This is a genomic window from Streptococcus australis, assembly GCF_901543175.1.
Classification (GTDB): domain Bacteria; phylum Bacillota; class Bacilli; order Lactobacillales; family Streptococcaceae; genus Streptococcus; species Streptococcus australis_A.
Genome location: NZ_LR594040.1, coordinates 897,234 through 922,593, shown reverse-complemented (window position 1 = coordinate 922,593; position 25,360 = coordinate 897,234). Strand labels below are relative to the sequence as shown.

Sequence of the window (25,360 nt, the reverse complement as noted above, 5' to 3'; positions counted from 1 at the left end):
TTTTACCATAAGGATTGGGAAAGAACCATAAAAATAAAAGCAAGTCAAATGACTCGCTTTTATTCACTGATAAGTTTGATGCGATAACCATCTCGGCTGGTGAAGTAGTTGTACTCATCCACTCCGACAACCGATTCTGTGAAGCTACTCTTAATGGATACAACATTCTGGTCTTGGAAACGAATTCCGATACAACCTGCAGGCACATTAACCTTTAAAATCTTATCCACTTCCATATAACCGTTAACGATCTGACGGAGCTCACCCATAAAGATGAAGTGGAGCCCAACTGTCCCTCCTTTGTGCAGAAGAGACTTAAAGGCATCTTCTGTCATCTTAAGATTCATAAGCTTGCTGAGGGCTTGTGCTTCTGGAATCAAGATGTAGATAGGATAATCCAAATCAGCTGGCGTGCGCGCATCCACTTCAGACTGCATATCCATAAAGAAACCAGGGATCTCCTCGCCCACAAATACTTCGTCGAACAGCCCTTCCGACTGATGGTAGTTTCCTGTTGGATCCACCAAGAACTTTTTAATGTGACTAGGCACTTTTTCTAAGCCTGTCAGAAGCGCTGCTTCGCCATATTCTAGTTGCTGCATGGTATCATAGAGAAGCTCAAAGTAGCCGTCTCGTTTTGGCACAAAGCCAACCGGGTGTGTACTTTCTTTGTCAAAACCAATTGGCAACTCGCCTCTTTGCCACATATCCTGAACTTTCTCGTGATTTTCAAAGAAACTCGTAGAAATCTTACTTGGCAACATAGGTACTGCTTCTGGACGTAAGCCTTGCCAGTCCTGATTCATTGATTGGATTTCTGCTGTTAAGTGAGAAAGACGGTCGATATCGTCTTTTCCTTCTATCGGCAGATAGACTTGTAACTCTAGAACTTCTTCCTGTGTCACCTGAGCACGGCCGACAATTTCCTGGCCTGGCAGGGCATCACGTCCCATAACCGTCCGAAGCGCTCCTTCTTCTACTAAGTAAAAGCTCAAAGCATTGGGAATCGTCGAACTCATCCGTAAACGCAAGCTACTAGCGCTGAGTACGGTTATCAGAGTATAAATACCCAGACTAGCTCCCTCACGTAGGAGCTGGTTGACAGCTGACTCGATGATCTCCTCTAATGGGCTTTCCCGTACTGAGTCATAGCCATCAAAGAAGTTGAGAAGAACAGGGAGAGCTTGACCTGTCTTTTGCTCATACTGTGACAGACTAGACACGCCAGCCTCTGTAAAGAGGGCTTTTCGCTCTTTCATAAGACTATCCAGACGTTTCAGATACTTGAGGAGCTTTTCTTCCTCATCTAGTCGAACCAGATCCGCCACATGTGGCAACTCTCTAATTGGTAAGAGACCATTCGTCCCAAAATCAAAAAGGTTAAACTGAACTTGCTCAGGCGTATTTCTACGAGCCAGATTCATGAGGATAGTTTGAAGAGCTGTTGATTTTCCAAAGCCTGGGGACCCATATAAGACGGTATTGCCTAACTCCTCAATATCAAAGTGGTAGACCTCCTGCTTTTGAGCACTTGGCAGATCCAGCATGCCTAGTGGAATGGAGAGTTGACGTGGGGTTGTCCACTCTGCTTGACGATCAATTGCCGCTCCTACTAGCTCCTCTCCAAGAGCTGGTAACCATGGCTTTTCAGGGAGGATGACTTGCAGACGCTCCGTTTCCTTATTGATATAATCAATCACAGCTTCAAGCTCTGTCTCCTGCTCTTGTGTCTCTTCAACCGAGTAATCCCCGTCATTTCCGTCAATCAAGAGTTCGCTCTGCCCTAGTTGATTCACTAACCAAATCCGTTCATCTACTTGGTTGCCTTCATCACTATATGGCTGATAATCCGCTCCACTCCATGCTGACTGGAAGAGTTCATAGATTTCATTGTTTCCGACCTGAAGATAAGCACGACCAGGCTGAGTGATACTAGCCGCATCTGGGGTTTTGATAATCTCATTTGAGTCTGAAGGATCGGCAACCTTGAGCGCCAGCTTAAAGCGAGAATTAGACCAGATCTGCTCATCCACCACTCCAGATGGCTTTTGAGTCGCAAGGATCAGGTGAACCCCTAGGGAACGTCCGATACGTGCCGTGGAGACGAGTTCTGCCATAAACTCTGGTTCATTTTGCTTCAACTCCGCAAACTCATCTGAGATCAGGAAAAGATGAGGTAAAGGCTCTGTCGGATAGGTCTTTTTCTCCTCTGGATCGCTAAGTGCCTTCCCTTTTTTATAGAGCTTGGTATAGCCATTGATATGGTTGACACCGAATTTCCCAAAGAGACGCTGACGCTTTTGAAGTTCCGCACGAATACTCTTCAGCGCACGAGCCGTCCCAGCTCCATCCAAGTTGGTAATAGCACCCATCAAGTGAGGCAGCTTGGCAAAGAGATTGGCCATCCCTCCCCCTTTGAAGTCAATCGGAAGAAATCCAACATCTTCTGGCGCAAAGTTAACAGCTAGAGACAGAATATAGCTCTGCACAATTTCAGACTTACCAGATCCGGTAGTCCCTGCAACTAGTCCGTGTGGACCATGGGCACGCTCATGAAGGTTGAGCAGCACAATATCATCCTTCCCTCGAACACCTAGAGGTACAGCGAGAGACTTAGATGCATCCGCTGCCTGCCAGCGTTTCTCCACATCCAATTCCTCGACCTGCTTAACACCGTAGAGTTCCATAAAGGAAATCGTATCTGGAATCGAGTTTTTCTCCACTTCGATATGATTGAGATTGGCCAAACGGTAAATCGCTTCTTCAAGTTTTCCATTTTGAGGCAGACGATTAGGCTTAAAGTCTTGGTTGACATAGATATGATGATTATTGACGAGCTTGGCTGTTTCTCCATTTTGGTAATCAACCACTGCCGTCACCGTCTCAGGCAACATATTGAGGCTTTCCTTACCCCAGATAACCGTCACCCCATATTGGGTCATATCCTCTGCCAGAAATTCATTGAGCCCATGTCCTGACAGCCATGACTCATCCAAAATCGTCAAGACATAGTGCGGCGAGAATATTTGCTCCTGCTTTTGTTCCCGAACGACCTGACGACGCTTGACTAACATCTGGTAAAAAGAGGTCAAGATCATGTCCCTGGTCTGGTCATCATGAATAAGTCCCCGTAGATTGAGACTCCGCATTTGCGCATGAGGCAACCAGCGCCATTCTCGCCAGTGATTCTCGTATTCCTCTTGGGAGACCAAGGTCACAAACTCTACATCATGATAGGAATGGAGCGCCGCAATCTGAAACAATAGCGTTTGAACTGCTACTCGTAAGACAGGAGCTACTCCCGCTAATCCCAAAGCCTGATCACGTAGAGAGAGGACAATAGGCGCATCCTCTAATTTTATATGAGGTTGTACCAGTTTTTTCTCGACAAAGCGGCTCCAGTCTTCCTTGCGATTGGTTGGCTGAAAACGTAAGGAATAACTAGAATCAATCGTTCCAGTTCCCAAATGAACCTTTAGAAAGTCATCATTTGTCACCATCTTCTCATAAATCCGTGGGTTGTAACTTTCTACTAAATCCACTAATTCATCAACCGATGGAAAATTATATGTCAAGGCTTTCTTTTGTTCCGCCTTTAGACGACTCAATTGGCTTCCTGTCTCTAAGATATACTCTTGATAATCATCGTTTCTTTTCTGATTCTTCTCTTTGACTTCCTTTTTGTTGGTAAAATAGCTCGATACTGAAAATCCAGCTGTCAAGAGACTGGCACTGGCCATTCCCATCATAAGCAAGGCATTTCCCTGCATAAAGACACTAGAGGCTCCGCTAATCACCACCATTCCAACAGGCGGTACGATCGCACGCCATAGCTCACCACGTCTAAGTTTTTCTTCTGGCGCTGGTGAATTGATTTCCACCTTATCCTCAGGCTCTTTTAGATAAATGCGTGGACTTCTACGATAATTAGGAAATTCATGTGGAAACTCAGCTTTAAAAGGTTCTTCAAACAAATGATCAGATTGGATAGTGTACTGTCTGCTCAAGGGCAGGAAATGGATCTGATGTTCTCGAAATGAGAAAAGAAAGCAGTCCACCACCAAAACATCCCCTACCTGAATAGAGGCATCAACTTCCTCTAGAATTTGTCCATTTAGATAAACCTTAGCTCCATTAGATGATCCAGAGAGATGATAGGTATTCTCCTTAACTTTCAGGTAAAGGAGAGCTTGACTTTCAAGGCAAACATCTGCTTTCTTCTCCTTAGAAAAGAGTAAGTCCTGCTTAGGATAGGTAAAGGAATGGATCTGAATCTGTTCATGTGGAATGGCTACCAGACTTTCCTCCTTCTGACCAGCCCAAGGGATTCCGTCCTTTTCAAGACCACTTTCAGTAATTGAGATATGACTTTCTCCAATATTGATTGAGGAGGCCCTTTCGGTCAACTCTTTGTACTCAAAGCATTCTTTAAACGAAAACACATGCCAAAGAACCTCTTCATCTGACAGCTTTTGACTCCAAGTCGCTTGTTTGCCCTTAGTTGCCATTTTTAGTCTCCTTTGATGTACTATTTGCCTTTGAACTTCCGTTTAATTGTTCCTGTAACTTATCAATTTCTTTTTGATACTTTTCAAGGAGTTCTCGCTTTTTCGCTCCGCTCATCGTACTGTCTGTATTGACCTGATCATAGAGCTTCGTATAAGCATGAAGAATATACTGAATGTCCCCAATATTTTGAGCAATATCAAGTGCTTTTTCAAGTTCTCCACGGCCGATATAGATCCAATAAGAAAGAGTATTCTCACTAGATTTCTGTGACAAGTTTCTAGATACAGCTTCCTTTTGTTCTTGAGTAAGATTGTCTAACTCTAACGAGCTAGCCGCAAGTGTATACTGGACTCCCTTCGGAAGACTATTTGGAGCTTCTGACTTAAGACCTTCTACCACTGCCGTATAATCCTTAGCAATGTAACTCGTCTCAGCCTGAATGATTTTATCCTGCTTAGGCACCACATAAAAAGCATAAATACCTGTTGCAATCCCCATCGCAACTGTTACAATTGTGAGTCCTAAAGAACCCCATTTAAACAATTGATAGTTCCTTTTCGAGACAAGCAGTTTTTCCTTTTGACGCTTCTCTTCTTGGATACGAGCCTGCTCGCTAATGAGATGGTCTACTTCATCAAAAGTCTCCGCTTTAAAAAGAGTTTCCGCAAAAGCATTTTTTACCGTCGTAAGACTATCAATTAACTCTTCAAAGTTGAGCTTAGGTTGTAAAATGAACACAGCTAAAGCCTTATATTGCTTTAACAAGTCCTCCTTCATGAGCGAAAAAGGAACCACACTATCTGTCATCCCTCTATGTCCTAAAAGGACACTTTCCCCGCTCACAAACAGATTATCTGGGTGAATAAAGGGTTTCATAGGCTGATCGACAGTTTCTTTTAAGAATTGTAACTTTTGAAAAAGATGAAGGCGTTCTAAGATTTCTTTATTTTCAACAGCTTCTCGAATTGACTGATAACCTGCTGGAATTTGGTAAGAAAGACGAACGACCTCTTCTGCCTCTTCTTTCACTGCTCCTTGAGCTAAATGTGCCGTGCTTTCTAAAAAGAATCGATACTGCTTCATCCGATTCAGTTGAAATTGATTAGCGGATAACTTAATCTCTAGTTCACCAGCCTCTTTCGACCACTTGGATTGGATACTTGTCTCTTGTACTTTCATTTCTTTCTCCCTACAATTTCTAATTGATCTCCGTTTCCTAAAGGAAAGTCCGCTATCTGGTCATCATCATAAAAGGCAATTGATTTATTAGTCACTTGAAGATCAAAGTGACTTGGTAGCTCTTGGTTCATCATTGAAAATGACTCACATATCAGCTCTTTTACTCTCTTGAATGAAACCTGCGTTGGAAGTTTCAAATCATATATTTGGTCTCTCCATTTTATACCAACCGTAATTGTCTTCATCACACACTCTCCTTCTTAAAACGAAGCACTTTTGAGTACTTCCTACCTAGCCAAACACCTAGATAGGTCACTCCAAGTAGACCTATTCCAAATCCTAAAATAGATAGCCAAGTAGGTAGCGAAGTCTTAGAGGTGCTCTCTCCAGTCAAAATTGCTTCATCTGCTCTATAATTTGCTTGAAACAAGCCACGCGTCACCTTATCCTGACTCTGAAAACTATTAGTATCTTTAGTCCCGATAAAAAGAGAGGACTGCGCTTGATGAACATTCTCTTGCTGTGCTTTTTGTAGCTGTTTTTCTTTCTTCACACTATCTTCTAAAAATAATTCAGGAATATTCTTAGACTTAGTAGTCTGAGGATTGTTCCCTTGATCATGGATGGTTTGATTATTAATTTCAAGACTTCCATCATCTGCTCGGACATCACCTGAGTTAAGAAAAAAACACAACAATAATAGACTAAAAATGACTTGAACCTTCTTCATAAATCTCCTTCCCCACTTGGTAAAGATAACTTTATTATACTACAAATCACACCATCTCACAAGAAGACAAAAAGGATCCTTACCTTGATTATTTCTGGCTCTATAATTTCTGTAGTGGGTAAAGCCACTGTAGGAATTATGGAGTCTATTTTTTTGTAGAAAAAAAGCCCCATAAGACCTATAATGAAAAAGTGACCAAACCCTCATTAGAAAGAATCTTATGAAACAATTAAATTTTATCACAAACATACTTGAAATTAAAGACAAAAATATTATTATCTTAGATTATCTTGACGCTGGAACGCATAAAGAAGTCATTGCTAAGCTCGATTATCCTGCCTCTAAATGTCACAACTGTCAAGGACAAATGGCTAAATATGACTTTCAAAAAGAATCCAAAATCCCCTACCTCGAATGTGCTGGCTACAAGACTCTCATTCGATTGAAAAACGCCGTTTCCGCTGTAAAAACTGTGGAAAAATAGCCGTCGCAGAGACTTCCTTAGTCAAGAAGAATCACTAGATCGCAACCATCGTCAAACAGAAAATCACTCAAAAATTGATTGAGAAAGTCCCTATGACAGCTATCTCCGAAAGTTTATCTGTCTCCACTTCGACAGTCATTCGTCAGTTACATAAATTCAAATTTTAGACTGATCTTAACCACCTTCCAGAACACATGAGTTGGGATGAATATAGCCTCAAGAAAGGAAATATGAGCTTTATTGCACAGGACTACGATACAAGAAAAATCCTAGCTATCTTAGATGGACGGACTCAAGCAACTATTCGCAATCACTTCCTGCGCTATTCCAGACAGGTCCGAAATAGCGTGAAAATCATTACGATGGATAGGTTCAGCCCTTACTATGCCTTAGCTAGACAACTTCGCTTTTGAATTTCTAGGCTCAGGCTGAAACAGTCTCCCAGACTGTTTCACTCCCAAACGCTAAAATCGTTCTCGATCGTTTTCATATTATCCAGCATCTCAGCCGAGCAATGAATCGCGTATGCATCCAAATTATGAATCAGTTTGATAGAAGATCGCAAGAATATAAAGCACTGAAACGTTACTGGATACTCATTCAACAGGATAACTATATGCTGAGCAGTAAACGATTTTATCGTCCAACATTTCAGTCGCATTTAACCAATAAAGAGATTCTCGAAAAACTTCTCTCTTACTCTCAAGATCTTAGAGAGCACTATGAACTCTATCAGCTTTTACTCTTTCATTTTCAAGAGAAGCACGCTGATTATTTCTTTGAATTAATAAAGGAAACTATTTCTTCTGTCAATCCAATCTCCCAGACCATTTTTAGGACTTTTTTGAGAGATCAGGATAAGATCATTAATGCACTTGTACTTCCCTACTCAAACGCAAAACTTGAGACCACAAATATCCTCATCAAAGTCATTAAGCAAAATGCTTTTGGTTTCCGGAACTTTGAAAACTTTAAAACGAGAATTCTCATCGCTCTTTGAATATCAAAAAGGAGAGAACCAGTTTGGTCCTCTCCAGGTTGTAACTTTTTATCAACCCACTACAGTTGACAAAGAGCCTTATTTCTTTCTTGTAAAGAGATTGAGACTAACTCCGATGCCTACAAATAATAAGAGTAGAAGAATCGTTACAATGCTTAAGTTACCACCGACCAAGAGATAACTAAAGCCGTTTTCAATATTTTGTAACGGAGACAGTCGATATAAGAAATTAAGGAAACTTCCTGATTGAGTTGCCACTCCCAAAATAGGAGTTAGTAGGAGATAAAAACCTAAGAGGGATGCAGATACAATATAAGTCGGATACGGAGCTTTCTTCAAGCTGTAAGATAGCACTAAAATCAAGCTTGCCATTAACATAAAGCTATAAATGAACCATAAGAATCCATTAGCTGCTGTTGCTACTCCTATTGTAACTCCTGAAAACAAAATCGAACCAACAGTAGCCGTTATGATTGTCGGTAAGAAACTTTGAAGTTTCAAGTCCCACTTTTTCGTTGTCAAAAGATCAGTTTCTTCCCTTTCCTGTCTATCTTTAACAAAGCGTCCGATCGTCATAGCTATCACAAAAGAAATAACCGATAACAACAAGGTCATATAATAGGGGATGATGGAAATGTGACTAGCTGCCTGTGTCTTACCTTCTGTGACTTTTGTAGTAATTGGATCGGATAAGAAATTGAACACTTGCTTGTTATCAGCACCTCCACTTTTCGCATTGGCAAGCACCTTTCCAAACTGTTCTGCATAAGAGGTATTTTTCTCAACTGTACTACTTGTTTCCTTCACACTCTGGTTCAAACTGGAAAGGACACCATCTGCGGACTTTTGAACCGATTCTGTTGTCTCGTTTAACTGTTGGATTTGTGGTGAGATATCTCGTACCTGAGCAGCTCCATCAGCTGTAGCTTGTGCAGCTTTTTTAGAACTATCTCGTAAGCTATCGTATTGAGACAAAAGTTTCTTCACTTCTTCTTCCAGCTTAGAGGTATTCATCTTCTCTGGTTGTGGATTTTGATCATTGACAACTGATTCATAAGCAAGTTTCTCAGAATCTTTCCACTGATTATGAGCCTCATCTAAGACCTTCTGCATCTCCCCATACCAGGTATTTAAGGCAGAAGCTTGCTTAACAAGCAAATCTGAGTCTGGGAGAGACTGATACACTTGACGAAGGGTGCCTTCTTTAGGATTCACTTTTTCACCTAGAATATCTGTCACATCCTTTAATTGCTGATCTACCTGTTTGTATAAATTATCTCCTGCAAGCCGATACTTCGTAACTAAAACATCCGATATTTCTGAAGCCCGTTCGTCGTCAGTTAGATTATTGTAGAGACTATATACAGAATCTGGACTAGCCTTTTGTACGAGAGTACCACTTGATAGCGTGCCTGCAAATTGATTGATATCTAAACTTGCCCCTGGTGATGCAAATAGAGTAACGATTTGTTGGGCAGCAAAGTCTAGGTTTTGGAAGTTTTTCAGAATCGTAGGTAAATCCTCAGCCAAAGTGTCATACTTACCATTAAAGACAGATAACTGAGCACTAGCTTGAACTGAACTTCCATCTGTCCAACTATAACCTACTTGGTTATAGGAATTCTTTTTCACATCATCAGATAAATTCCACTTTATCTGTCCACTAATCGTGACACTCACCTTTTTAGGAAGTGTTGCATAGCTTGGTTGACTGACTCCTGGTGAAGTAGTTGGCGTTGCTGCCGTACTTTCACTTGTAGAAGTGGAATTTGTAGATGTTGTTGCATCACTTGCATCCGCATTTGAAGTACTTGATCCCCCTGAGTCCGAAGAGGTAATCGGAGTAGTTGACGCCGTTCTTTCATTGACAAATGTGACTTGAATTGTATTTCCTGATACTGCAGCTGTCACATGATAGCCTGTATCTTTTAACTGTTGACGGATAGAGGCTTCAATTGAATCTTTCGTCACACCTTCCAGTTCAAGATTCCCCATCTTTGCATCATCGATGTTCAATTGGACTGTCTGACTACCAGTTGACGGATCAAATTCTAGAGTTTGGTGAATGGGATAGGTCACTGGACTAGTAACAGTAGCCGCTGAGGACAGATACTTAAAGGTTGTATTTTGCCCTAAAGAACCACCCAACTCGCTACTGTAGTTAGACACAATTTTCAGTGCATTACGATAAGTTGTAGCCTCATCTGATGAGATCAATTTATCTTGCTCTAATTTAGCAATGAGAGCACTCAAATCTCCAGATGAAATCATCGGTAAGCGACTAGCAATTGCCTCAATATACTGCTTAGGGAGTTTGCTTCGGTTTTCTGGCTTCGTCATTAAGTTCAAAATAGCCGAGCGAATATCTTTATCAGTAGCTGTCTGATCACTTAAATCCTTAGAGTCATAATAAGTCTCTGCAATGGTCTCCCTGAGTGCTCTAAGCTCCGCTACTTCTTTTTCTAAAGAAGTGAGTTGTGCCTCTAAGTTCCCCTTGACCTTACTTTGTGCAGTTTTATACTCCCCCGCCTTAGCTTTGAAATCTGCCATAAAGGAACCGGTTGCCGTATCGGAAAACTGCAATTCTTTTAATTTAGCATTCCCAACAGTGTAAAGGGCATTATACAAGTCAGAATAATGCTTCTGATCATCTGTCCATTGTTTTTCCAAGGCAGCCTTATCTTTTTCAGATTGCTCCTTATATTGGTCGGTTGACTTTTCAAGACGAGTATTAGCTTCTTTTGAAAACTCATTCACAGAGTTTGTTGTAGACTCAAGGGCTTTCCCAGAAGCATCTAAAGAGTTGTTATTCGCTTCCATGCTGCTTGCGACTGATTTAACAAAAGCTTCTTGTTGGGTCTTAAAGAGTTCATTATCCGTCTTCAGACTATTTGCAATGGATTGAGTACTTCTAAATGAATCTGGTAGGGTCGAAAATGGAGCTTGAATATTTGAAATGATGAACGTATTTTGAGATAACTCTGTAGTTGCCATCTGATTCACATTCGTCTGTGCATCTGAAAGATTCCGAATGATGCTCGAAAAATACATCCGAACCACCCGTTGATTAAATCCTTGTAAGACTGTATTAACTTGACTGTGGACAGCCTGATTAGCTTGTTCGTTTTGCCCTTCGCGAATCTGGTAAGAAACAGTGGCTTTTTCTGGAGAAACACTCTCTAAGCTCAACAATTTCTCAGAAAAGTCTGACGGAAGAGTAATAACTGCATCAAACTGACCTGACTTCAATCCTGCTTCAGCCACGCTACGATTGGTTGTCTCCCAGTTATTCTCTGTATCCTGATTAATTAAAGTGACAAAATCCGAGCCTAAATTATAATCAGTATTTTCAAACCTTGCACCTTTATCTTCATTCACAAGCGCATATTGAACCTTAGCAGTTTGCTTGATCTCACTTGAATAGTGAAGGCTCTGATCCTTTAATGCGAAATAAACAAGAGAACCTGATAACAGGGATACGAATGCTACTGCAGTTAAAATTTTTAAGTATCGTTTTTCTTTATGAGGACTATTCATTATTCCCTTTTCCACTTATAACTAGCAAAAAACGACGCCCCTTGCGAAGCGCCGTTCACCGATGATTAATTCAAACCAAATGAAGTTGCATCCTGACGGTCACGCTCAGCAACAGTATCAGCGTATTGATTCAATTGTGCATGGATACTTTCAAGAAGTTGTTCCATTTGAATCACGCTTACTGATAATTGTTGGAATTGTTCCAAGTAAGATTGGAAAGCCGCACCTTGCCATTGTCCTTGAAGACGACCATTTGCGCCTGAAACTTTGTTAATGGCATCTTTCAATTGTTCAGAAGCATTGGTATAAGTTTGTGCTTCAGACTTTAACTGTTCTGGGGTCAACGAAATTGCTGGCATATCATTATTCTCCTTTTTTAACTTGGTCATCTTCCCGATAACCTTATAGTCAATATTGTATCACAAACTCGTCAGATTGCAAGTGTTTTTTAGAATTTTGATTCAACTTTATAAATCGATTGAATACTTCCCACTATTTGATGTGTGCAATCAAGCATGTCACATCTTTCAATATAAAAATACTAGGTTATAAAGCATTTCATTGTAGACTATTGTATCAATTACTGAACTCCTACTTCCATCGACCATCTTGGTGATATCAAAAAAAGGGGGTGCAAAACAATTCCCACAGACACCCTACCTGCTGGAACATTTTGCACCCTCTTTGCGTATGTGAGAATAAATTTCATACTTTACCACTATCAATCCTGCTACATCACTTCAGACTGTTAGATTTATACTTCACTCAAAAATTCAAAAAAGACCGAATATCAAGCCTTTTGTAACCCCTGAAACGGTGGGCTTTATCCCTTTCTCTCCAGCATTCCTACAACCTCGATATGATGCGTTTGCGGAAATAAATCAACTGGCTGTACATTCTTCAGTTCATATCCTAACTCTTGGTAGAGTTTGATATCACGCGCCATGGTTGCAACATTGCAGGAGATATAGGCAATGCGGTCTGCTCCTGTTTGGCTACTTGCCTTTATAAAGCTCTCTGTGAGGCCTTTTCTTGGTGGGTCTACTAGGATAAGACTTGGTTGAATACCTTCCTTGAGCCAGTTCTTCATAGCATTTTCAGCTGTGTCACATACATAGTGGGCGTTGGCAATCTCGTTGATTTCCGCATTCTTTTTGCTATTCTCAACTGCTTCTGGAATGACTTCAACACCATAAACATCCTTGACATGCTTAGCAACGGATAAACCAATGGTTCCAATTCCTGAGTAGGCATCGATTACCACATCGTCTTCTCTTAACTCTGCAAAGTCAATGGCTGTCTGGTAGAGTTTCTCTGCCATTTCTGTATTTACCTGGTAAAAGGCTGGTCCAGATATTTGGAAGTCATTTCCCAACATTTGGTCGGTAATGTAGTCTTGACCATAAAGTGTCCGCCAGTCCTTGCCGAAAATAGCATTGGTATTCTGGTCGTTGATATTTTGCATGACAGAGACAATCTCTGGAAACTGCTTGATTAGTTGTTCAATCAATTGATCAACACGGAAAAATTTCGGACGAGTGGTTACCAAAATAACCATGATTTGTCCGGAATAATGCCCACGACGCACGACAAGGTTCCGAATCAAACCAGACTGTTCCTTTTCATCATAAGGTTTCAAATCATAACGACGGAGTAAGTCACGTAGGGCTACTACAACTTGGTCAATCACTGGATCTTGGATAAAGAAATCTTCGAGTGGCATGAGGTCATGCGAATTCTTACGGAAAAAGCCAGTTTCCAAGACGCCATTGACACGACGAACTGGAACTTGCGCCTTATTTCGATACTTGACTGGATTTTCCATACCAAGTGTCTCTGCTACTTCTATATCTGCAATTCCAGCAATTTTGTAGAGACTGTCTTTGACTTGCTTGGTTTTAAACTTGAGCTGCTCTGGGTAGGCAAGATGCCCTAAATCAGCGATACCTGAACGTAGATAAGCTAGGTCAAGGTCTTGGTTACGATGTGGAGAGTAAGTAAGGTATTCTTCAACCTTCCCAAAGCCAATCTTTTTAGTGACTTTAAGGACACGCATAAGGATTTTCTCAGTTGGTAGAGCATTCTCTACAAAGAAAACCAAACCATCTACCTTGGCAACCCCTGCCCCTTCATGGGTCAAATCAACAATTTCAACTTCTACAATATCATTTTTCTTTAACATATTTTTCACTTTCTATCAGCCGACAAAAAAGACGGCAACATTTCTGTTACCATCTATTATATCATGAAATGACCTAAGCACCAAAACTCTTGAAGAAGTTGACAATGGCTTGCCAAAGAGAGCTAAAGAAGTTGCCCCCCTCTTCTAGCGCTTTATTGGCATCAAAGTTGAGGTTGATATTTTTAAAACTATCTCCAGCTTGTGAAACGATGCTTTGTTTGAGATCATTTAGGGTTTTGGTGAAATCAGCATTGTTCAAAATATCACTCTTTGAGAGATTGAGGGCAAAACTGATGATGATATTGACCTGGTTTCCTGTTATAACCTGATCGAGTTTGTAGTTTTTTAGAGTGTCTTCAACGATTTTGCGAACATCTTCTTCTGTCAGATTTCCTTTGGCTTCTTTTGCCTTTGCGATTCCTGCCTTGATATCTGTCAAAGCAACATTGAGTTTATTGGCATCGTAGCCCGACTTGTCCTTGTTTTCAGCATTGATATCGGACAAGGCTTTTAGTTCTTCTTGGGCTAGGTCTTTATTGGCTTGCGGTACTTTAGCACCATTGGCCTCTAATGAGTAGTATATCCCAGCTAGGGCGCTCTCACCTGTAACTGGAATAGGAGCTGCAACTGTAATTTTGGCATGCTCGACTCCCAGAGTCACCGCTGCATTACGGTACATATCCTGCGTCACCTTGGTGATATTTTCAGGCGTTTCAATCTTGATCTCTAGAGGTGATTTATCCCCCAGCTTTTGAATCTTGGCCGACGAATAGAGTTGTAGACTAGCATCATTAGCCACATTCATAATTTTCGAATAAATATCAGGTGTCATGGTTTTGATATTTTTGGTGTCTTTGGATGCGTCATAGCCAAGTTTGCTAAGAGTTTTATTTTTCTGGTCTTCAGTTAGTGAAGAACCAAGCACATATTCAGGTTGTACATAGGTTTCATCGATTACTTTTTGAACATCTGTTGCTGCGTGGACACTCGTCATAGCTGTTGCTGCCCACAGAACTGCAGCGCTTGTTAGAAAGAATTTCTTTCTCATAGGGTATACCCTCCTTTACCTTTCTAGGGTAATAAAACAATCTTAAATAAAACTTATAGTGAAAAACACCTGGTAAAACCATATGCTTAGAAGAAATTAAAGAATTTCATGATGTACAGGTTAAAGCGTACCTGTCTCGAGTAGTAATAATTTCCACCATTTTCATAGAGTTCTGCACCATGAAAGATAGAAATTGGGTTGATGTAGGTGTAGGTCTTCCCAGTGGTATTTCCAAGGATAGGAGCGACCGTCTCTCGGGAATAACGCTTGGCTAATGCTAGTGTATTTTCCTTACCATTCTGAGCGATAAAGTCTATATAGGCAGGTCCAAAATTATAGGCTTGAACGGCCGTCCAGACATCCACTCCTTTGTTTTGAGCAAGATAAAGGTTATCTGTAAGAGTTTGAATGCCTTGCCGAATGCTAGAGGCATTATCATTGATGGTGTTGGTGGAGCCACTTGCAGACTCACTAGACTGCATAACATCGCCTTCTTTTCCTTTGGTTTCGGTATAAATCATGGCGAGCACCAACTCTTCATTGGCTGGAGTATCTCTTTCACTGAGAATTTCCCGAACCATAGGTTGATAGGTCATGACTTGCTTTACATCCTGACGAATGTGATAGGCTTTGTATCCAGCAAAAAGAAGGACTGCTAGCACTAGCATTCTTCTTATAAATTTAAACATTATTTACTTTGAATATCCTCGATATTTTTGATTAAGATAGAATAGGTTCCATTGTCATTTTGGATAAACTCAACAGATTCCGCGTCTTGATAAACATTATTTGGAACGATAAGTTCGATTCCATTTGACAAGGAAAGTTTTTGGTTTTCAAATTTCTTGAGCTGGCGACTGGCATCAATCTCATCAAACTGGACTGGTTCAGGTACAGCTTCCTTGACCTGGTCGATAAAACTTAGACGAGCTGTCAGGTTGTTATCAAAAAGGTCATTAGCCAATTTTTCAGGCGACAATTCATTGCTTTCTTCAAGATTGTTGAAAATAGCAGATTTGACCTTGGATTGAAACTGAAAATCATCTGTGTTAAAGGACTCAGCAATTCTCTGGGCTGTTTTTTCCAATTCCTTGATGGATTTCTTGGGAGAAATCTTAGGAGCGACAGCAAGAAGATTTTCTGAAAAGTAGTTCAAAAAAGTTCCATTATACTTGATTCGTTTCTCGATCAGGTGGTACTTGCGACTTTGAAGATTGACGACCAAAGCCTCATCAGCTCCCGTTCCAAATCCAGGCAGGTTATTCTGAGTCAGCTTGATTGGATTATCAACTTCTCCTCCAAGGTGGGTCAAGGTTTCCCGCAGGGCAATTCGTAAGAAGGCGAAATGCTCTACACCTTCTTTAGAAAACTGAACAAAAACCAAGTCATTGGTTTTGAGATTTTCTGAAATACTAAACTCCTCTTTCCAGAGATTAGCCAGTGTTACAGAAGTCTCCAACAAATCATTTGTGATGTGATTGAAGAAGGGATTTTCTTCCTCGAAAATCCCAGTCTTAGCTTCATCTGAATAAACACGTTCGATTTTTTTGCGCAAGTATTCTTCGATTTTTGGAGTGATATTGAGAAATTTATCCGCTAGAAACAACTCAGTATCATCTGGGCTGAACTGATGGATAATAGCTTTCTTAATATAAATGTCCATAAAAGTATTAGTCCTCGTATAATGGGAAGGCATCTGTCAATTCTTTGACTGCGCTTCTCACTTCTTCTAAGACAGCCTCATTTTCTGCATTTTTAAGAGTTTTAATAATGAGTTCAGCTACTTTTCGACTTTCTTCTTCACCAAATCCACGTGCAGTGATGGCTGCAGATCCGATACGAATACCACTTGTCTTGAATGGTGACAAGGTTTCGTATGGGATTGAGTTTTTATTTAGGGTAATATTGACTTCGTCCAGCAAGTTTTGAGCAACTTTTCCGTTCTCTACAACCTTAGTGACATCAACAAGGAAGAGGTGATTTTCAGTCCCGCCAGAAATGATACGGAAATCAGGGTCTTGCAAGAAGACTTCAACCATGGCCTTGCTATTTTTGATGACATTAGCAGCATATTCCTTGAAGGCTGGATCCAAAACCTCTTTGAAGGAAACAGCTTTAGCCGCAACAACATGCTCCAAAGGACCACCTTGAATACCAGGGAAAATAGCTGAGTTGATTTTCTTAGCTAGTTCCTCATCATTTGTCAAGATCAACCCACCACGTGGTCCACGAAGGGTTTTGTGGGTCGTTGTTGTGGTGATATGAGCGTATGGTACTGGGCTTGGGTGAAGTCCAGCTGCAACCAAACCAGCGATATGGGCCATATCTACCATGAGCTTAGCCCCAACAGCATCAGCAATTTCACGGAATTTTGAAAAGTCAATAATTTGAGAATAGGCTGAAGCACCAGCTACGATCAATTTTGGTTTTACTTCTTGGGCTTGTTTCAAGATAGCATCAAAGTCCAAGAGTTCCGTTTCAGGATCCACACTATAAGAAACAAAGTTGTAGGTTTGGCCAGAGAAGCTAACTGAAGCTCCGTGGGTCAAGTGTCCACCTGCTGCCAAATCCATTCCCATAACCGTATCACCTGGCTCAATCAAGGCCATGTAAGCAGCACAGTTGGCTTGGCTTCCTGAGTGAGGTTGGACATTGGCAAATTTTGCACCGAAAATTTCTTTGGCACGTTCAATAGCAAGAGTCTCTACCACGTCTACCACATCAGTTCCACCATAATAACGGCGTCCTGGGTAACCTTCGGCGTATTTATTCGTCAAGATAGACCCTTGAGCAGCCATTACAGCCTTGGAAACAACGTTTTCCGAAGCAATCAACTCAATGTTGTTTTGTTGGCGTTCTTCTTCTTTGGCAATAGCATTCCAGAGATCAGCATCGTATGCTTTAAAATCATCTTTGTCAAAAATCATAGGTCTTCTCCTTTATAATAGTGTGACTGGTCCTTTAGTTTGTTTTTCGATAAGAAAATAAGCTAAAAGATGCGAATAAACCGTTTCTGCACTTTATCACAAGTATAACCAACTTTTTCATAAAATGCATGAGCACCCAGACGATGATCGGCAGAGTTTAAGCGGATAAACCCATAGCCACGTCTTTTTGCTTCTTGATCCAACCCTTGCAGTAAGCTTTTACCGATACCTTGCCCTTGTGCTTGCGGTGAAACCGCTAAGCCTAAGATGTTAAATCCTGCTTTGGAATAAAGAGATTCATAGACCTCAGCGTGGACATATCCAAGTAGGACATGGCTGGCTTCATCATCATAGCCAAGTAGGAAATGATGTGAATCCTGAGACAGTCTAGCTAGTTGACTAGCTGTGTCCTCTGGACTAAAAGAATACTCCAAAGCCTCTTGGTTAATCTCACATATAGCATTCACATCTGTTTCTTGCAAATCTCTAAGCATCTCATTCCTCCTCGAAAGAAATCTCTGGCAACTGTGCAAGAATATCATCTCGCTCAATGGCTCCTTGGCGTAAGATTTTCACCTTGTCTCCAGACAGATCCAAAATGGTCGAATCCTGTCCAGTTAGAAAAGCATCGTCTTCCAGACCCAGAACCTCTTGATCAAAATCTTCAAGGATTTCCTGAAAGGTTACTCCACTTGCCTGACCTGAAATATTAGCAGACGGTCCAATCAAGGGACCTGTCTCTCGAATCAAATCCAGCGTAATGGGGTGATTCGGCATCCGAAATCCAACAGTTGCAAGACCAGAATTAACCCAATAGGGCACTCTATCATTGGCTTCGAGTATAATGGTCAGGGGACCTGGTAAAAAGGTATCTACAAGTTTTTGTAGATAAGCTGGTTGATTCTTTGAAAAGTACAAGATGTCCTCTAGAGAGGCAACATTGAGATTAAGCGCCTTGTCTCTAGGACGACGTTTGAGCTGGTAAACATGGTCGACTGCTTTTTCGTCTAAGGCCTTAGCAAAGAGGCCGTAAACTGTCTCTGTAGGTAGAACAACAGCTCCTCCCTTTTCCAACTCTTGCCTAATCCTGTCCATCATCAGCTACAACCATCCTATCTTGACCAAATTGGTCCTTGAGTGTTCGTACTCGTTTTTCAGGAAGATGTTTCCTAAAAAGCGCAGGAACACTTTGACCTTGCTTGTATCCAATTTCAAGGTAAATCTTACCACCATCTTTGAGATAGTCTTTTGCCTCTTCCACAATTCTGCGGTAAATAGCTAGGCCATCCTCATCTGCAAAGAGAGCTAGATGAGGTTCTGAATGCAAAACATTCAAACCGACCTCTGACTCATCTTCACGAGAGATATAGGGTGGATTGGATACAATTATATCATATTTTTCAGAAATTTCTGCAAAACAATCAGATTTTTTAAAAAATATCTGGAAATTCTGAACTTTAGCGTTTTCAGTTGCCAAATCTAGTGCATCCTGTGAAATATCAACTGCTGTCACTGACCAGTCTGGACGATTCTTTGCTAAAGCAAGGGCGATGGCACCACTTCCCGTGCCGATATCCAATACCTTAAGATTTTCATCAGAATTTTCAGCCAGGATGAGCTCAACCAACTCCTCTGTTTCGGGTCGGGGAATTAAAACCCGCTCATCCACTTTTAGCTGCATTCCAAAGAAATCTGCATGACCGATGATGTACTGGGCAGGTTTATGAGCTGCTAACTGTCGGTAAATCACTTCTACAAATTGATTTTCTTCCTCGGTTACCTCTTGCTGGAGGGCAAAGACGAAGTCTGTAAAAGAGAGATTTTTCAGACTACGATAGACAAAAGAGAGGCTTTCTGCTTCCTCTCCTTGTCTTATCAACTTTTCCTCAAAATCTGAAAATAATTGAGCTAGTTTCATTATTTGTTTAATTCTTCTAATTTCTGTGTTTGGTCGTAAAGTACCAAGGCATCCACAACTTCATCCAATTTACCAGACAAAATGGTATCTAGTTTCTGGAGAGTCAAGCCGATACGGTGGTCTGTGACACGGTTTTGTGGGAAGTTATAAGTACGGATACGTTCTGAACGGTCACCAGTACCAATTGTTGACTTACGCTCAGCGTCTTGTTCGTCTTGTGCGATTTGTGCAAAGTGGTCAGCAACACGCGCACGAATAATCTTCATAGCCTTCTCACGGTTCTTTTGCTGAGTACGTTCTTCCTGCATCTCAACCTTAATATTGGTCGGCAAGTGAACAATACGAACAGCAGTCGCAACCTTATTGACGTTCTGTCCACCAGCACCTGATGCGTGGTAAATATCAACGCGAAGGTCTTTTGGATCAATATCGTATTCTACTTCTTCCACTTCTGGCATGACAAGAACTGTCGCTGTCGAAGTATGTACACGGCCTTGGCTCTCTGTCACTGGGACACGTTGTACACGATGAGCACCAGACTCATACTTAAGCTTAGAGTAAACAGACTGACCGGAAACCATGGCTACGACTTCTTTGAAACCACCGACACCGTTGATAGAGGCTTCCATGACTTCAAAGCGCCAGCCTTGGGCTTCCGCATACTTTTGATACATGGTTAGAAGGTCTCCAGCGAAAAGTGCCGCCTCATCTCCACCTGCAGCTCCACGGATTTCAAGGATGATGTTCTTGTCATCGTTTGGATCTTTTGGAAGGAGCAAGATTTTTAGTTTTTCTTCGTATTCTTCTTTTTCAGCCTTGGCATCCTTCAGTTCTTGCTTAGCCATTTCTTCCAAGTCCGCATCTCCGCCAGACTCTTTAATCATTTCCTCAGCATCAACGATGTTTTGAAGGACTTGTTTGTACTCACGGTAGGCTGTTACCGTATCACGAGTTGAAGATTCTTCTTTTGAAAGCTCCATGAAGCGCTTGGTGTCAGAGACTACATCTGGGTCACTAAGCAATTCTCCTAATTCCTCATAACGGTCTTCTACAGCTTGTAGTTGATCATAGATGTTCATTTTTCTTCATTCTCCTTATTGATTTCAGGGGCAAAATAATGTTTACGGCAGACTGAGATATAGGTTTCATTTCCACCTATCTGTATTTGTTCGCCTTCGTAGGTGGGCTTGCCGTCTAAGGTTCTGAGTACCATGGTCGCCTTTTTCTTACAGTACTGACAGATAGTTTTAATCTCATCGATTTTGTCTGCTAAAAGCAAGAGGTGTTTGGAACCTTCGAAGAGTTCATTGCGAAAGTCATTTTTCAAACCAAATGCCATGACAGGGATGTCTAACTCATCGACAACACGAGCTAGGTCGTAAACATGGTGACGTTTGAGAAACTGCGCCTCATCGACCAGCACACAGTACGGTTCCTCAGGTAAATCTCGAATAAACCCAAAGATATCCGTCGACTCCTCAATGGCAATGGCTGGACGTTTCATACCAATTCTACTCGACACATAGCCAACACCGTCACGCGTATCCAGAGCAGAGGTCATGATGACAACACCTTTTCCTTGCTCTTCATAGTTATAGGCTACCTTGAGAATCTCGATCGTTTTACCTGAATTCATAGTCCCATAACGATAATACAACTGTGCCATGCTTCTATTTCACGTCCGTTTCTAAATTTTTGCTACATTCTAGTATATCATAATTTTCTTAAGCTTTAAACGGCAAAATGTGGTAAAATAGAAGAAATCAAGAACCAGTGGAGGAAACCATTATGCCATTTATACGTATCGATTTATTTGAAGGACGCACTCTAGAGCAAAAGAAAGCTCTCGCTAAGGAAGTTACTGAAGCAGTTGTCCGCAACACAGGAGCGCCTCAATCTGCTGTTCATGTCATTATCAACGACATGCCTGAAGGAACTTACTTCCCACAGGGAGAAATGCGTACCAAATAAGCAAGCTTAAGCAAATTGGCTTAGGCTTTTTCAATCTCCAAGTACATCCATTGAAGAAATGGTTTAAATTTGTTACAATTTGAAAAGAGTCTTGGAGAAAGCTCCAAGAAAAGTGTTATTAAAGGAAGAAGTATGATTACACGTGAATTTGATACCATTGCTGCCATCTCTACTCCTCTTGGAGAAGGGGCCATTGGTATTGTCCGCTTGAGCGGAACAGATAGTTTTGCTATTGCACAAAAGATTTTTAAAGGCAAAAACTTGAGTAAGGTTGCCAGCCACACTCTTAACTACGGGCATATCGTTGACCCTCAGACAGGCAAGGTCATGGACGAGGTCATGGTTGGGGCTATGAAGTCTCCTAAGACCTTCACCCGTGAAGATATTATCGAGATTAACACCCACGGTGGAATTGCCGTGACCAATGAAATTCTCCAGCTAGCTATCCGTGAAGGAGCTCGTATGGCAGAACCTGGTGAATTTACCAAGCGTGCCTTTCTAAATGGTCGTGTGGACTTGACTCAGGCTGAGGCGGTGATGGACATCATCCGTGCCAAGACAGATAAAGCCATGAACATAGCAGTCAAACAATTGGACGGTTCTCTTTCTGATCTCATTAACAATACTCGCCAAGAAATCCTCAATACACTTGCCCAAGTTGAGGTCAATATTGACTATCCTGAGTACGACGATGTTGAGGAAGCTACTACTGCAGTTGTTCGTGAAAAGACTATGGAGTTTGAACAACTCTTGACCAATCTCCTTAAAACAGCTCGCCGTGGTAAAATCCTTCGCGAGGGCATTTCAACAGCCATCATCGGACGTCCCAACGTTGGGAAATCCAGCCTTCTCAACAACCTCTTGCGTGAAGACAAGGCTATCGTGACGGATATCGCTGGTACAACGCGTGATGTCATTGAAGAATACGTCAACATCAACGGTGTCCCGCTTAAATTAATTGATACAGCTGGAATTCGTGAAACAGAGGACATCGTCGAACAAATCGGTGTTGAGCGTTCGAAAAAAGCCCTCAAGGAAGCTGACTTGGTTCTACTGGTGCTAAATGCCAGTGAACCCCTAACTGCTCAAGACCGCCAACTCCTAGAAATCAGTCAGGATACTAATCGCATTATTCTACTTAATAAAACCGACTTGCCTGAAACGATTGAAACTTCTGAACTTCCAGATGACGCTATTCGTATTTCAGTTCTTAAAAATCAAAATATTGATAAAATTGAGGAACGCATCAACAACCTTTTCTTTGAAAATGCCGGTCTTGTCGAGCAAGATGCAACCTACCTATCCAATGCCCGTCACATTTCCTTGATTGAAAAGGCTGTTGAAAGCTTGCAAGCAGTTAATGAAGGACTAGAGCTTGGGATGCCAGTCGACCTTCTCCAGGTTGACTTGACCCGTACTTGGGAAATTCTCGGAGAAATCACAGGTGATGCGGCTCCAGATGAACTCATTACCCAACTCTTTAGCCAATTCTGTTTAGGAAAATAAGAAATCCATGATCGTTCTTGCGGTCATGGATTTTATTGTCTTTATTAGTAATCTGGTCTTAAGACACCTGTTACAGTTGCCTTTGTGGCCTCGTAGTCGCCGTCTACGACAACTTTGATAATGCGTTTGGCATCTTCTTCTGGTGCTGGAACTAGAGGTAGACGAGTTGGTCCAGCATCAAATCCCATGTAGTTCAAAACTGCTTTAACAGGTGCAGGACTTGGATAAGAGAAGAGGGCGTTGACCTTAGGAATGAACTGACGCTGAATAGCTGCTGCTCTCTTCATGTCGCTTTCTGCAATAGCAGTGAACATCTCATGCATCTCATCTCCATTTGTATGTGAAGCAACAGAGATCACACCATCTGCTCCGAGATTCATCGCATGGAAGGCATCTCCGTCCTCACCTGTATAAATCAAGAATTCTTCTGGCTTATGCTCAATCAAGTAAGCCATATTTGCCAAGCTAGTACATTCTTTGACACCGATAATATTTGGATGGTCAGCCAAGCGAAGCATGGTTTCAGGAGTCAATTCGACAACCACACGCCCTGGAATGTTATAGATAATAATCGGTAAGTCAGACGCATCTGCAATGGCTTTAAAGTGCTGGTACATACCTTCTTGTGATGGTTTGTTATAGTAAGGTACGATTGCAAGTCCCGCCGCAAATCCACCAAACACAGCTACTTCTTTGACAAACTCGATAGAGTCACGCGTGTCATTGGTACCGATACCGGCAATGAGTGGAACCCGTCCATTGACCACTTTTTGTACAGCAGTAAAAATTTCCAACTCCTCATCGTGAGTCAAAGTCGGACTTTCAGCTGTAGTCCCTGCAAGGAGAATGCCATCCGTATGATGGTCCAACAAATACTCAATCAAGGCAGGGATTGCATCAAAGTTGATAGAACCATCATCATGGAAAGGAGTGATGAAGGCCGTGATGATTTTACACTCTTTTAGATCTTGGTAAGACATGAGAAACACCTCTCTATTTCAAAGAAGGAGTTCATTCGAACTCCTAAACCATTATTTCAATTCAAATTTTAGCTCAGCTGTTGGACGGACTAAACCACGCTCATGAAGCGTTTCTGCGATCTGTACAGAGTTCCAAGCAGCACCTTTAAGAAGATTATCTGAAACAACCCACATGTGGATTCCTTTTTCAGCATCCAAGTCCTTACGGATACGACCAACAAAGGTATCACGTGAACCCACTGCATTGATAGCTTGAGGATAGATTTGATGAGCTACATCATCTTCAAGGACAGCACCTGGGAAGGCTGCGATAGCTGCTTTTACTTCTTCAATTGGAGCCACTTCTTTTGTTTCGATGTAAACAGACTCAGAGTGGGCTGACAAGACTGGAATACGCACACATGTTGCAGATACTGCAATGCTATCATCTTCCATAATTTTCTTAGTTTCCTTAGTCATCTTCATTTCTTCGTAAGTGTAATCATTGTCAGTGAAGACATCAATTTGTGGAAGAGCATTGAAGGCGATAGGATAATGTTTCTTGTCACCACCTGAAGGTAAGATTTCCGCATGCAAATCACGTGGATTCACTCCATCATTTAAAACTTCACGAAGTTCACGTTGAGTTTCAAGAATAGCTCCCATACCTGCACCTGAAACGGCTTGGTAAGTTGAAACGATGATACGGTCCAAGCCCCATTTTTGACGAACAGGTTCAAGGGCAACCATCATTTGGATTGTGGAACAGTTAGGGCAGGCAATAATTCCGTTGTGGTCATCAAGTGCATGAGCATTGACCTCTGGAACAACCAATGGTACATCTGGATTTTGACGGAAGTAAGATGTGTTATCAACCACTACTGCACCAGCCTTAACTGCGTAGGGAGCATACTTGGCAGATGTCGAACCACCAGCTGAGAAGAGAGCGATATCCACACCTTCAAAAGCTGTCTCAGTCGTCTCCTCAATCGTAATATCTTGATCTTTAAATTTCAAAGTCTTACCAGCTGAACGTGCAGAAGCAAGGTAACGAATTTTATCAATAGGAAGTGATGACTCTTCCAGCATTTTTATCATCTGAGCTCCGACAGCACCTGTCGCGCCGACTACAGCAACTGTATATCCCATAAATAACCTCTTTCGGAATTTTCTAAAAATTTCTATAATAGAAGTATTATACTACTTTTTCAGTGAATTGCAAAGCTTTTTAAGCTATATTTTCTGAAAATTAAAAATCCCTAGCCATTGACTAGGGACTAAGAGGCATCTTCATGTGATGAGCTGGTTCACACAACTCACCAAGGTCCGCTCCTGCGTTATGACCTCCTTATGCTCAATAGTAGTCCGAAGACTACCTATCGACTCATCGCAGGTTTTATTCTACTATGC

Annotated in this window: 20 protein-coding genes and 1 pseudogene; 3 read left to right on the top strand and 18 right to left on the bottom strand. The window is 41.5% G+C overall.

Features of this window, described 5'->3' with window-relative positions:
* Window positions 1-59: 59 nt before the first annotated feature.
* From essC to FGK98_RS04465, 4 genes are read right to left on the bottom strand one after another with little or no spacing between them, the layout of a single operon-like run.
* Entirely contained in the window at window positions 60-4,508 is a 4,449-nt protein-coding gene (gene essC / locus FGK98_RS04480) for a type VII secretion protein EssC (protein WP_138100245.1), read from the bottom strand.
* Window positions 4,498-5,688: a type VII secretion protein EssB gene (essB, locus tag FGK98_RS04475; protein ID WP_138100244.1), complete on the bottom strand. Its 1,191-nt coding sequence runs from the start codon at window positions 5,686-5,688 to the stop codon at window positions 4,498-4,500. Before essB ends, essC begins: the two co-directional genes overlap by 11 nt.
* Complete coding sequence (locus FGK98_RS04470; protein ID WP_084948606.1) at window positions 5,685-5,933, bottom strand: EsaB/YukD family protein; 249 nt, start codon at window positions 5,931-5,933, stop codon at window positions 5,685-5,687. Before FGK98_RS04470 ends, essB begins: the two co-directional genes overlap by 4 nt.
* On the bottom strand, window positions 5,933-6,418 hold the full coding sequence (locus FGK98_RS04465; RefSeq protein ID WP_138100243.1) for a type VII secretion EssA family protein: 486 nt from the start codon (window positions 6,416-6,418) through the stop codon (window positions 5,933-5,935). The genes FGK98_RS04470 and FGK98_RS04465 overlap by 1 nt, the downstream gene beginning before the upstream one ends.
* 220 nt (window positions 6,419-6,638) lie before the next feature.
* Between FGK98_RS04465 and FGK98_RS04460 the strand changes: the two are divergent.
* Window positions 6,639-7,946, top strand: a pseudogene (locus FGK98_RS04460) (transposase).
* A gap of 34 nt (window positions 7,947-7,980) precedes the next feature.
* Here FGK98_RS04460 and esaA read toward each other — a convergent pair.
* From esaA to FGK98_RS04400, 12 genes are all read right to left on the bottom strand, one after another.
* Window positions 7,981-11,439 carry a type VII secretion protein EsaA gene (gene esaA / locus FGK98_RS04455; protein WP_138100242.1) on the bottom strand — a complete coding sequence of 1,153 codons (3,459 nt, stop codon included), beginning with the start codon at window positions 11,437-11,439 and terminating at the stop codon, window positions 7,981-7,983.
* Between the two features lie 65 nt (window positions 11,440-11,504).
* The gene (locus FGK98_RS04450) at window positions 11,505-11,798 is read right to left on the bottom strand and encodes a WXG100 family type VII secretion target (protein WP_138100241.1); all 294 of its coding nucleotides are present in this window, start codon (window positions 11,796-11,798) and stop codon (window positions 11,505-11,507) included.
* 464 nt (window positions 11,799-12,262) lie between these two features.
* Complete coding sequence (gene rlmD, locus FGK98_RS04445) at window positions 12,263-13,621, bottom strand: 23S rRNA (uracil(1939)-C(5))-methyltransferase RlmD (protein WP_138100240.1); 1,359 nt, start codon at window positions 13,619-13,621, stop codon at window positions 12,263-12,265.
* Between the two features lie 73 nt (window positions 13,622-13,694).
* The gene (locus FGK98_RS04440; RefSeq protein ID WP_138100239.1) at window positions 13,695-14,669 is read right to left on the bottom strand and encodes a DUF1002 domain-containing protein; all 975 of its coding nucleotides are present in this window, start codon (window positions 14,667-14,669) and stop codon (window positions 13,695-13,697) included.
* An 86-nt stretch (window positions 14,670-14,755) separates the two neighbouring features.
* Window positions 14,756-15,358, bottom strand: coding sequence for a lysozyme family protein (locus tag FGK98_RS04435; protein WP_008289362.1), 603 nt, complete (start codon window positions 15,356-15,358; stop codon window positions 14,756-14,758).
* Entirely contained in the window at window positions 15,358-16,332 is a 975-nt protein-coding gene (locus FGK98_RS04430) for a nucleoid-associated protein (protein WP_171011112.1), read from the bottom strand. The genes FGK98_RS04435 and FGK98_RS04430 overlap by 1 nt, the downstream gene beginning before the upstream one ends.
* A 7-nt stretch (window positions 16,333-16,339) precedes the next feature.
* A complete protein-coding gene (glyA, locus tag FGK98_RS04425; RefSeq protein ID WP_138100237.1) occupies window positions 16,340-17,596 on the bottom strand; it encodes a serine hydroxymethyltransferase in 1,257 nt (418 codons plus the stop codon).
* Between the two features lie 62 nt (window positions 17,597-17,658).
* Window positions 17,659-18,090: a GNAT family N-acetyltransferase gene (locus FGK98_RS04420; RefSeq protein WP_138100236.1), complete on the bottom strand. Its 432-nt coding sequence runs from the start codon at window positions 18,088-18,090 to the stop codon at window positions 17,659-17,661.
* A 1-nt stretch (window position 18,091) separates the two neighbouring features.
* Window positions 18,092-18,694, bottom strand: a complete 603-nt coding sequence (locus FGK98_RS04415; protein WP_171011111.1) for an L-threonylcarbamoyladenylate synthase — start codon at window positions 18,692-18,694, stop codon at window positions 18,092-18,094.
* The gene (prmC, locus tag FGK98_RS04410; RefSeq protein WP_138100235.1) at window positions 18,678-19,514 is read right to left on the bottom strand and encodes a peptide chain release factor N(5)-glutamine methyltransferase; all 837 of its coding nucleotides are present in this window, start codon (window positions 19,512-19,514) and stop codon (window positions 18,678-18,680) included. The genes FGK98_RS04415 and prmC overlap by 17 nt, the downstream gene beginning before the upstream one ends.
* Window positions 19,514-20,593 carry a peptide chain release factor 1 gene (gene prfA, locus FGK98_RS04405; RefSeq protein ID WP_138100234.1) on the bottom strand — a complete coding sequence of 360 codons (1,080 nt, stop codon included), beginning with the start codon at window positions 20,591-20,593 and terminating at the stop codon, window positions 19,514-19,516. Before prfA ends, prmC begins: the two co-directional genes overlap by 1 nt.
* Window positions 20,590-21,180, bottom strand: coding sequence for a thymidine kinase (locus FGK98_RS04400; RefSeq protein WP_138100233.1), 591 nt, complete (start codon window positions 21,178-21,180; stop codon window positions 20,590-20,592). Before FGK98_RS04400 ends, prfA begins: the two co-directional genes overlap by 4 nt.
* 122 nt (window positions 21,181-21,302) lie before the next feature.
* On the opposite strand from FGK98_RS04400, the gene FGK98_RS04395 reads away from it, so the two are divergent.
* A complete protein-coding gene (locus FGK98_RS04395; RefSeq protein ID WP_138100232.1) occupies window positions 21,303-21,485 on the top strand; it encodes a 4-oxalocrotonate tautomerase in 183 nt (60 codons plus the stop codon).
* A gap of 132 nt (window positions 21,486-21,617) precedes the next feature.
* The gene (gene mnmE / locus FGK98_RS04390; protein ID WP_138100231.1) at window positions 21,618-22,991 is read left to right on the top strand and encodes a tRNA uridine-5-carboxymethylaminomethyl(34) synthesis GTPase MnmE; all 1,374 of its coding nucleotides are present in this window, start codon (window positions 21,618-21,620) and stop codon (window positions 22,989-22,991) included.
* Window positions 22,992-23,035: 44 nt separating this feature from the next.
* On the opposite strand, the gene dapA is transcribed toward mnmE, so the two are convergent.
* Both dapA and FGK98_RS04380 read right to left on the bottom strand, forming a co-directional pair.
* Entirely contained in the window at window positions 23,036-23,971 is a 936-nt protein-coding gene (dapA, locus tag FGK98_RS04385) for a 4-hydroxy-tetrahydrodipicolinate synthase (RefSeq protein WP_138100230.1), read from the bottom strand.
* Window positions 23,972-24,022: 51 nt separating this feature from the next.
* On the bottom strand, window positions 24,023-25,099 hold the full coding sequence (locus FGK98_RS04380; protein WP_138100229.1) for an aspartate-semialdehyde dehydrogenase: 1,077 nt from the start codon (window positions 25,097-25,099) through the stop codon (window positions 24,023-24,025).
* Window positions 25,100-25,360 lie beyond the last annotated feature (261 nt).

Bases quoted from the DNA above. Each gene is read 5' to 3' on its own strand.
- essC (WP_138100245.1), bottom strand. From the start codon at position 4,508: ATGGCAACTAAGGGCAAACAAGCGACTTGGAGTCAAAAGCTGTCAGAT.
- essB (WP_138100244.1), bottom strand. From the start codon at position 5,688: ATGAAAGTACAAGAGACAAGTATCCAATCCAAGTGGTCGAAAGAGGCT.
- FGK98_RS04470 (WP_084948606.1), bottom strand. From the start codon at position 5,933: ATGAAGACAATTACGGTTGGTATAAAATGGAGAGACCAAATATATGAT.
- FGK98_RS04465 (WP_138100243.1), bottom strand. From the start codon at position 6,418: ATGAAGAAGGTTCAAGTCATTTTTAGTCTATTATTGTTGTGTTTTTTT.
- esaA (WP_138100242.1), bottom strand. From the start codon at position 11,439: ATGAATAGTCCTCATAAAGAAAAACGATACTTAAAAATTTTAACTGCA.
- FGK98_RS04450 (WP_138100241.1), bottom strand. From the start codon at position 11,798: ATGCCAGCAATTTCGTTGACCCCAGAACAGTTAAAGTCTGAAGCACAA.
- rlmD (WP_138100240.1), bottom strand. From the start codon at position 13,621: ATGTTAAAGAAAAATGATATTGTAGAAGTTGAAATTGTTGATTTGACC.
- FGK98_RS04440 (WP_138100239.1), bottom strand. From the start codon at position 14,669: ATGAGAAAGAAATTCTTTCTAACAAGCGCTGCAGTTCTGTGGGCAGCA.
- FGK98_RS04435 (WP_008289362.1), bottom strand. From the start codon at position 15,358: ATGTTTAAATTTATAAGAAGAATGCTAGTGCTAGCAGTCCTTCTTTTT.
- FGK98_RS04430 (WP_171011112.1), bottom strand. From the start codon at position 16,332: ATGGACATTTATATTAAGAAAGCTATTATCCATCAGTTCAGCCCAGAT.
- glyA (WP_138100237.1), bottom strand. From the start codon at position 17,596: ATGATTTTTGACAAAGATGATTTTAAAGCATACGATGCTGATCTCTGG.
- FGK98_RS04420 (WP_138100236.1), bottom strand. From the start codon at position 18,090: ATGCTTAGAGATTTGCAAGAAACAGATGTGAATGCTATATGTGAGATT.
- FGK98_RS04415 (WP_171011111.1), bottom strand. From the start codon at position 18,694: ATGATGGACAGGATTAGGCAAGAGTTGGAAAAGGGAGGAGCTGTTGTT.
- prmC (WP_138100235.1), bottom strand. From the start codon at position 19,514: ATGAAACTAGCTCAATTATTTTCAGATTTTGAGGAAAAGTTGATAAGA.
- prfA (WP_138100234.1), bottom strand. From the start codon at position 20,593: ATGAACATCTATGATCAACTACAAGCTGTAGAAGACCGTTATGAGGAA.
- FGK98_RS04400 (WP_138100233.1), bottom strand. From the start codon at position 21,180: ATGGCACAGTTGTATTATCGTTATGGGACTATGAATTCAGGTAAAACG.
- FGK98_RS04395 (WP_138100232.1), top strand. From the start codon at position 21,303: ATGCCATTTATACGTATCGATTTATTTGAAGGACGCACTCTAGAGCAA.
- mnmE (WP_138100231.1), top strand. From the start codon at position 21,618: ATGATTACACGTGAATTTGATACCATTGCTGCCATCTCTACTCCTCTT.
- dapA (WP_138100230.1), bottom strand. From the start codon at position 23,971: ATGTCTTACCAAGATCTAAAAGAGTGTAAAATCATCACGGCCTTCATC.
- FGK98_RS04380 (WP_138100229.1), bottom strand. From the start codon at position 25,099: ATGGGATATACAGTTGCTGTAGTCGGCGCGACAGGTGCTGTCGGAGCT.